The organism is Paenibacillus phytorum, from assembly GCF_013141715.1.
GTDB classification, from domain to species: domain Bacteria; phylum Bacillota; class Bacilli; order Paenibacillales; family NBRC-103111; genus Paenibacillus_E; species Paenibacillus_E phytorum.
This window is the reverse complement of record NZ_WHOA01000049.1, coordinates 1-1,489: the sequence shown is the minus strand read 5'-3', so window position 1 is coordinate 1,489 and position 1,489 is coordinate 1. Positions and strand designations below refer to the sequence as shown.

1 protein-coding gene is annotated in these 1,489 nt (G+C 45.6%); it reads left to right on the top strand.

Translation table 11 applies throughout. The features are described 5' to 3' along the window. Nucleotides 1-130: 130 nt before the first annotated feature. A partial coding sequence (locus GC098_RS07580) for a transposase (protein WP_171642482.1) occupies nt 131-1,489 on the top strand: 1,359 nt, incomplete at its 3' end.

Here is a 1,489-nt window from a genome sequence, read left to right as displayed (position 1 = left end):
ATATTCTGTCGTATATACAAACTCCAAAACAAGCGATTTCATCTAGATAATCGCTTGTTTTCTTTATTTTACTCTCAAATACTCTCGTTTAATGGTATACTTCAAGTATACCATTTCCGGAGGGATTCCTATGAGCCGAGTCCGATATAAACAATTTGAGCAATTATCTTTCAGTGACATTGAGGTGTTTTCGTGTCTTCCTGAACATCCGATTTGGAGTCGGGCTGCTGAACTCGTTGACTTTTCCTTCGCTGATGAGGTTTGTTCTCATTTGTACTCAGGTCGAGGCCAGTATCCATACGCCCCTTCGCTCAAGTTAAAACTCCACGTGGTGCAGCGCTACTATGCATTATCCGATCGTGAAATGGAAGAGCGTGTCATAGGTGATTTATTTATCAAACGATTTTTAGGACTTCCTGTTTCGTTTATAGGATTTGACCATAGCACACTAGGGCTAGACCGTGATCGAATGGGTTCTGAGCTCTTTAATGCTTGTCATCATCACATTCTTGCGCAAGCCAAGCAAAAAGGACTTTGGGGCGACAACAAAGATTTTTGGCTGGTGGATTCTTTCCCAACCTACAGTCATATGGTTAGACACTCTAGTTATCGGTTAATTCAACAGGGGATGTTTCGCACCATCAACCCACTCAAACGTGCCTTTCCCGTTCTCTATGAAAAGTTACTAAAAGAAGTGGATGTTAGTACACTTACGGTAAAGTTTCCTTATGAGGCCACGGAGGAAGAGCAGCAAATCGCATTTAGCAAGCTAGTTGTCGCGGCGTATGGGTTGCTTTACTGGTTTGAAAATGAGGCGGTACGCACGCTTTTTTGGTCGTGGACACAATCTCAGAGGCAATTAGTTTCGTTAGAAAGCCAGGCATGGCTGTATGAGATACTGACGCAGAATGTCCACCCGAAGGACCCGAATAGCCCGGATGCTCCTTACAAGAAGCGAGCCAAGAAAGACAAACCTAAAAACTTGATTCGAAGTGGCGTTTGCCCTGACGTACGCAATGGCCATAAAAGCAGGACTGTGAAATTTACAGGCGATAAAATTCAAGTGGTGCAGTCTGCGCTTTCCGGATTTGTGCTGACAGCCGAACCGATCCCCGGCAACGAAGATGACGGCAAACGTATGTTGGAACTTGTGAAGGAAGTAAACCGCTACCACTCACTTTGGCCGGCTGCCTTCGTCGGCGATACCGCCTATGGAACGGGGCAGAATTTACAAGCCGTTGCCGACATGGAACTCGTGCTTTCCGCACCTGTTTGGTCTCAGTTTGGAATTCAGAAAAAAGGGATGTACAGTCACGAAGCATTCCTGTATGACACCGAAAGTAACTCTCTCACCTGTCCTAACGGAGAAGTAAGTACGAAATCCCGTCATGATAACACGAACGAAGCGACCATCTTTACCTTTGCTAAAAAGGTGTGTATGACCTGCGAGCTCCGTTCAAACTGTACGTCGGCAGAGACAACCGGACGT